Source organism: Pseudonocardia pini (genome assembly GCF_013870575.1).
Classification (GTDB): Bacteria; Actinomycetota; Actinomycetes; order Mycobacteriales; family Pseudonocardiaceae; genus Pseudonocardia; species Pseudonocardia pini.
Genome location: NZ_JACBXB010000289.1, coordinates 1 through 6,434 on the forward strand (window position 1 = coordinate 1; position 6,434 = coordinate 6,434).

At 71.7% G+C, this 6,434-nt stretch carries 6 protein-coding genes; 3 read left to right on the forward strand and 3 right to left on the reverse strand.

Going from position 1 to position 6,434, the window contains the following annotated elements; all coding sequences use genetic code 11:
• From dxs to H5J29_RS17135, 3 genes are all read right to left on the reverse strand, one after another.
• A partial coding sequence (gene dxs / locus H5J29_RS17125; RefSeq protein ID WP_181781959.1) for a 1-deoxy-D-xylulose-5-phosphate synthase occupies positions 1–1,689 on the reverse strand: 1,689 nt, incomplete at its 3' end.
• 58 nt (positions 1,690–1,747) lie between these two features.
• Positions 1,748–2,359 (reverse strand): histidine phosphatase family protein, encoded by a 612-nt coding sequence (locus H5J29_RS17130; RefSeq protein ID WP_181781956.1) that lies wholly within the window; start codon positions 2,357–2,359, stop codon positions 1,748–1,750.
• Positions 2,356–2,781, reverse strand: coding sequence for an HIT family protein (locus tag H5J29_RS17135; RefSeq protein ID WP_181781957.1), 426 nt, complete (start codon positions 2,779–2,781; stop codon positions 2,356–2,358). Before H5J29_RS17135 ends, H5J29_RS17130 begins: the two co-directional genes overlap by 4 nt.
• 58 nt (positions 2,782–2,839) lie before the next feature.
• Here H5J29_RS17135 and H5J29_RS17140 point away from each other — a divergent pair, with 58 nt between their 5' ends.
• From H5J29_RS17140 to H5J29_RS17150, 3 genes are all read left to right on the forward strand, one after another.
• A complete protein-coding gene (locus H5J29_RS17140) occupies positions 2,840–3,304 on the forward strand; it encodes a PPOX class F420-dependent oxidoreductase (protein ID WP_181781958.1) in 465 nt (154 codons plus the stop codon).
• Positions 3,305–3,340: 36 nt separating this feature from the next.
• Complete coding sequence (glgX, locus tag H5J29_RS17145; protein WP_181781960.1) at positions 3,341–5,491, forward strand: glycogen debranching protein GlgX; 2,151 nt, start codon at positions 3,341–3,343, stop codon at positions 5,489–5,491.
• On the forward strand, positions 5,491–6,434 hold a 944-nt coding region (locus tag H5J29_RS17150; RefSeq protein WP_246393969.1), incomplete at its 3' end, for an alpha-amylase family glycosyl hydrolase. The genes glgX and H5J29_RS17150, both read left to right, overlap by 1 nt.

The following is a 6,434-nucleotide window of genomic DNA, read 5'->3' on the forward strand; positions in this document are numbered from 1 at the left end:
ACCGGAGTCGGCGACCGTGACGACCAGCTGGTGCCGCCGAGCCAGGTCCACCAGCGCCGACGGCACCGGCAGCACCCAGCGCGGGTCGACGACCGTCACGGCCACCCCCTGCTGTGCCAGCCGCTCGGCGGCGGCGAGACCCAGCTCGCCGAACGCACCCACGCACACCATCAGCACCGAGGGTTCGCGGTCCTCCCGCAGCAGGTCCACCCCCTGGAACCGGCGGATCGCGGGCACCGACTCGATGACCGGGCCCTTCGGGAAGCGCAGCGCGGTGGGCCCGTCGTCCACGGCGACGGCCTCGGCGAGCTCCTCGCGCAGCGTTCCCGCGTCCCGCGGGGCGGCGACGCGGATGCCCGGCACGATGCCGAGGACCGACAGGTCCCACATGCCGTTGTGCGAGGGGCCGTCGTTGCCGGTGACCCCGGCCCGGTCCAGCACGAGCGTGACGCCCTCGCGGTGCAGCGCCACGTCCATCAGCAGCTGGTCGAAGGCCCGGTTGAGGAAGGTCGAGTACAGCGCGACCACGGGGTGCATCCCGCCGCGCGCGAGGCCGGCCGCCGAGGTCAGCGCGTGCTGCTCGGCGATCCCGACGTCGATGCAGCGCTCGGGGAACTCGGCCTGGAACTTCGCCAGCCCGGTCGGCCCGAGCATGGCGGCGGTCATCGCGACGACGTCCGGCCGCTCGGCGCCGATCCGGACCAGCTCGTCGGCGAACACGCTGGTCCAGCCGGTGGTCTTGGGTCCGGTCGGCAGGCCCGTCTCCGGGTCGAAGGCCGACGGGCTGTGCATCTGCTCGGCCTCGTCGTTCTCCGCCGGGGCGTAGCCGTTGCCCTTGCGGGTGACGGCGTGCACCACGACCGGGCCGCCGAAGTGCCGGGCCCGGCGCAGCGCGGACTCCATCGCCGCGACGTCGTGCCCGTCGACCGGGCCGAAGTACTTCAGCCCGAGGTCGGCGAAGAGCTCCTGCGGGCTGATCGCGTCCTTGATGCCGGCCTTGAGCGCGTGCAGGCCCGCGTACACCGCCGGTCCGACGACGGGGGTGCCGCGCAGCGTGTGCTTGCCCGCCTCCAGCAGCCGCTCGTAGGCGGGCTGCAGCCGCAGGGTGGCCAACCGGTCCGCCAGTCCGCCGATCGTGGGGGCGTAGGACCGGCCGTTGTCGTTCACCACGACCACGACGTTGCGGTCCTTGGCCGCGGCGATGTTGTTGAGTGCCTCCCAGGCCATCCCGCCGGTGAGCGCGCCGTCCCCGATCACGGCGACGACGTGCCGCTGCTGGCCGGTGAGCGAGTAGGCGCGGGCGAGCCCGTCGGCCCAGCTCAGCGACGACGACGCGTGCGACGACTCGACGTGGTCGTGCACGCTCTCGCCGCGGCTCGGGTAGCCGGACAGCCCGCCGGTCTTCTTGAGGTTCTCCCAGCCCGCCTGCCGCCCGGTGAGCAGCTTGTGCACGTAGGCCTGGTGCCCGGTGTCCCAGATCAGCGTGTCCCGGGGCGAGTCGAACACCCTGTGCACGGCGATCGTCAGCTCGATCACACCCAGGTTCGGCCCCAGGTGGCCGCCGGTGCGGGCGACCGACCGCACCAGGAAGTCCCGGATCTCGGAGGCCAGCACGGCCAGCGCGTCGGGACCCAGGCGCTTGAGGTCCGCGGGGCCGCGGACCGACGACAGGACGGAGGACGGCTGCACACTCACGACCGTCACTCTACGAGCGTCGGCGGCCCGAGGGCGTGCCGACACCTGATCGTCACGTGCTCGCGGCGGGTTCCAGCAGGTCCGCGACGTGCCCGATCTCGTTGACCGTCCGCGGTTTGCGGACCCCGTCCCGACGGGCGACGACCCTGGTCACACCCGTGTAGTCGAGCGGGAAGGGCAGCGGCCGGGCGATCCCGAGCAGGTGTCCGAGGTAGACGTTGATGATCCCGGCGTGGGCGAACACGACCGCCGTGCCGCGGCCGGGATGGGCCTCGACGATCCGCTCCAGCGCCGCGACGGCCCGCGTGGTGAACCCCGGGACGTCGACGTGCTCGGGCAGGTGCCCCTCGACCATCCGGTTCCACTGGTCCGGGTTCTCCCGGGCGAGCTCGTGGACCGGCAGGTAGCGCTTCTGGTCCGCGTCGAACTCGCGCAGCTCGTGGTCGGTGTGCACCGGGAGCCCGCGGGCGTCGGCCAGCGGACCCGCGGTCTCGATCGCCCGGGCCATGGTGCTGGCGTAGACGGCGTCGACCGGGTCGCCCGCCAGCGCGTGCACGACGCGCTCGGCCTGGCGCAGGCCCAGCTCGGTCAGGTGGGGGTCGGCGGTACCGGTCTCCCCCGTGACCCGCTCGGGCAGGCCGTGCCGGATGAGCACGAGCCTCATGCGGGGACGTGCTCGGCGTGCCCCGCCTCGCGCAGGGCCGCCCGGAGCCGCTCGGCGATGCCGTCCTGCTCGGCGCCGTCGACCTCCTTCGCCGCGTTGCGGAAGTCGAAGGCCTCCATGTCCCACGCCGGGTAGACGTGCAGGTGCAGGTGCGGCACCTCGAACCCGGCGATGAGGAAGGCCACGCGGGGCGGCGACCAGAGGGCCTGGACCACCGCCGCGACGTCGTGCGACACCGCGGTGAGGTGGGCCATCAGCTCCGGGCTCGCGTCGACCCAGTGGTCGACCTCCTCGCGCGGCACGACCAGCGTGTGGCCGGGGCCGAGCGGGTTGATGGAGAGGAACGCGACGCAGCGCTCGTCCGACCAGACGAACCGGGCCGGGATCTCGCCGTCGATGATCTTCGTGAACAGGGTGCTCATCGTGCGGAACACTACCGAGAGGACACACGTGTCGGTGCCCGGCTCTAAGGTTCGACCCATGCCCCGCACGATCGCCACGAACACCGACGTCGACCGCGAGCAGCTCCTGGAGTTCCTCCGTCCGCGCCACAAGGTCGTCCTGATCACCACCCGGCAGGACGGGTCCGTCGTCGGCTCCCCGGTCTCCGCGGGGGTGGACGAGCAGGGCCGGATCGTGATCGCGACCTACCCGGAGCGGGCCAAGGCGCACAACGTCGCGCGGACCGGCACCGCCTCCGTCGTGGTGCTGTCCGACGAGTTCGACGGCCCCTGGGTGCACGTCGACGGCGAGGCCGAGCTGATCACCCTGCCGGAGGCCGTCGAGCCGCTGGTGGACTACTTCCGCTCGATCGCGGGCGAGCACTCGGACTGGGCCGAGTACCGGCAGGCGATGGTGGACCAGGGCAAGGCGTTGATCCGCGTCACACCCACCCGGTGGAGCCCGGTGGCGACCGGCGGGTTCCCCGCGCGGCTCGCCGACTGACCACACCCGTTCACAGCGAGAGAGATGGGGAAGACCATGCGTCCGTGGCCGGGCAGCGCCTACCCGCTGGGGGCCAGCTACGACGGGGCGGGGACCAACTTCGCGCTCTTCTCCGAGGCCGCGGAGAAGGTGGAGCTGTCCCTGTTCACCCCGCGCGGCAAGGAGACGAGGGTCCCGCTCACCGAGGTCGACGGGTTCGTCTGGCACTGCTACCTGCCCAGCGTGGAGCCCGGGCAGCGCTACGGCTACCGCGTCCACGGCCCGTACGACCCCGCGCAGGGGCTGCGGTGCAACCCGAACAAGCTGCTGGTCGACCCGTACGCCAAGGCGCTCGACGGGCCGGCGAGGTGGGACGAGGCCGTCTTCGGCTACAATTTCGGCGACCCGCTCTCGCGCAACGACCGGGACTCGGCCGCGTTCGTGCCCAAGTCCGTGGTGGTCAACCCGTACTTCGACTGGGGCAGTGACCGCCCGCCGAAGATCCCCTACCACGAGACGGTGATCTACGAGGCGCACGTCCGCGGCCTCACGATCGCCCACCCGGAGATCCCCGAGGAGCTGCGCGGGACCTACGCCGGGCTCGCCCACCCGGTGATGATCGAGCACCTCCAGCGGCTGGGGATCACCGCCGTGGAGCTCATGCCGGTGCACGAGTTCCTCAACGACCACCACCTGCAGGAGAAGGGCCTCTCCAACTACTGGGGCTACAACACGCTGGCCTTCCTCGCCCCGCACCACGCCTACGCGATGCGCGGCAGCAGGCCCGGCAGCTCGGTGCACGAGTTCAAGGCGATGGTCCGGGACCTGCACGAGGCCGGCATCGAGGTGATCCTCGACGTCGTCTACAACCACACCGCCGAGGGCTCCGACATGGGCCCCACGCTGTCCATGCGCGGCATCGACAACCATGCCTACTACCGGCTCGTCGAGGACGACCCGCGCTACTACATGGACTACACGGGCACCGGGAACTCGCTCAACGTCCGCAACCCGCACACCCTGCAGCTGATCATGGACTCGCTGCGGTACTGGGTCACCGAGATGCACGTCGACGGCTTCCGGTTCGACCTCGCGTCCACCCTGGCCCGGGAGTTCTACGACGTCGACCGGCTCTCGGTGTTCTTCGACCTCGTGCAGCAGGACCCCGTGATCTCGCAGGTCAAGCTGATCGCCGAGCCGTGGGACGTCGGGCCCGGCGGCTACCAGGTCGGCAACTTCCCGCCGCTGTGGACGGAGTGGAACGGCAAGTACCGAGACACCGTGCGGGACTTCTGGCGCGGCGAGCCCGGCACGCTCGGCGAGTTCGCCTCCCGGCTCACCGGCAGCTCCGACCTCTACCAGGAGGACGGGCGGCGGCCGTACGCGTCGATCAACTTCGCCACCGCGCACGACGGGTTCACCCTCGCCGACCTGGTGGCCTACAACGACAAGCACAACGACGCCAACGGCGAGGGCGGCAACGACGGCGAGAGCCACAACCGCTCGTGGAACTGCGGCGTCGAGGGCCCCACGGACGACGAGGCGGTGCTGGAGCTCCGCGCCCGCCAGCAGCGCAACCTGATCACCACGCTGATGCTCTCGCAGGGTGTGCCGATGATCCTGCACGGGGACGAGCTGGGCCGCACCCAGGGCGGCAACAACAACGTCTACTGCCAGGACAACGACATCGCCTGGGTGGACTGGTCGCTGCTCGGCAAGAACGCCGGGCTGGTCGGGTTCACCGCGGGGGTGGCCGCGCTGCGGCACGGGCACCCGGTGTTCCGGCGGCGGCGCTTCTTCCAGGGCCGCCCGATCGCGCCCCGGCGGCGGGACTCGCTCGCCGACATCGCCTGGTTCACCCCGGACGGGCAGGAGATGACCGAGGGCGACTGGGACTCCGGCTTCGGGAAATGTGTGATCGCGTTCCTGAACGGGCAAGGGATCACCGACATCGACCCGCGAGGCGAGCGCGTCACGGACGACTCGTTCCTGCTGGCGTTCAACGCGCACTGGGAGGACATCGAGGTGACGCTGCCGACGGCGGAGTACGGCAAGGAGTGGGCCATCGTGGTGGACACGGCGGCCGGTGAGGTGACCACGCTGTCCGCGGCCCCCGGCGTCGTGGCCGCGGAGCCACCGATCACCCAGGCCGGGGCGAGGCACACCGTGCCCGCCCGCTCCCTCCTCGTGTTCCAGCGGACCGTGTGATGGTCTCCTCCACCTACCGCCTGCAGTTCTCGAAGGACCAGACCTTCCAGGCGGGCCGCGACCTCGTCGGCTACCTGGACCAGCTCGGGATCGGCACGCTGTACTCGTCCCCGCTGCTGGAGTCCGGTGCCGGGTCCAACCACGGGTACGACGTGGTGAACCCGGGCTGGATCTCCGTCGAGCGCGGCGGCATCGAGGGGCTCGACGGCCTGCTCGCACGGCTGCGCGAGGCGGGCATGACGATGCTGATCGACATCGTGCCCAACCACGTCGGCGTCGAGGTGCCGAAGGCGAACCCGTGGTGGTGGGACGTCCTGCGACACGGCGAGGGGTCCCGCTGGGCGGGGCACTTCGACATCGACTGGTCCGCGGGCCCGCTGCTGCTCCCGATCCTCGACGCGGACGAGGCGGCGGCGCTCGGGCAGCTGAGGGTCGAGGACGGTTCCGACGGGCCCGAGCTGCGGTACTACGACCACGCCTTCCCGCTGGCCCCCGGCACCGAGCAGGGCACCCCGCAGGAGGTGCACGAGCGGCAGCACTACCGGCTGGTGTCGTGGAAGCGCGGGGCCGCGGAGCTGACCTACCGGCGGTTCTTCGACGTCTCCACGCTCGCCGCCGTCCGCGTCGAGATCCCCGAGGTGTTCGACGACGCCCACCGCGAGGTGCTGCGGTGGGTGCACGGCCATCCCGAGATCGTCGGGCTGCGGGTGGACCACCCGGACGGCCTCTCCGACCCCGGCGGCTACGTACGGCGGCTGCGCGCGGCGCTGGGCCCGGACAAGTGGCTGCTGGTCGAGAAGATCACCCACCTCGGGGAGGAGCTGCCGGTCTCGTGGCCCGCCGACGGGACGTCGGGGTACGAGGCGCTCGCCGACGTGCAGGGCGTGTTCGTGGACCCCTCGGGCGCCGGGCTGCTCACGCAGTTCGCGGCCGAGCACACCGG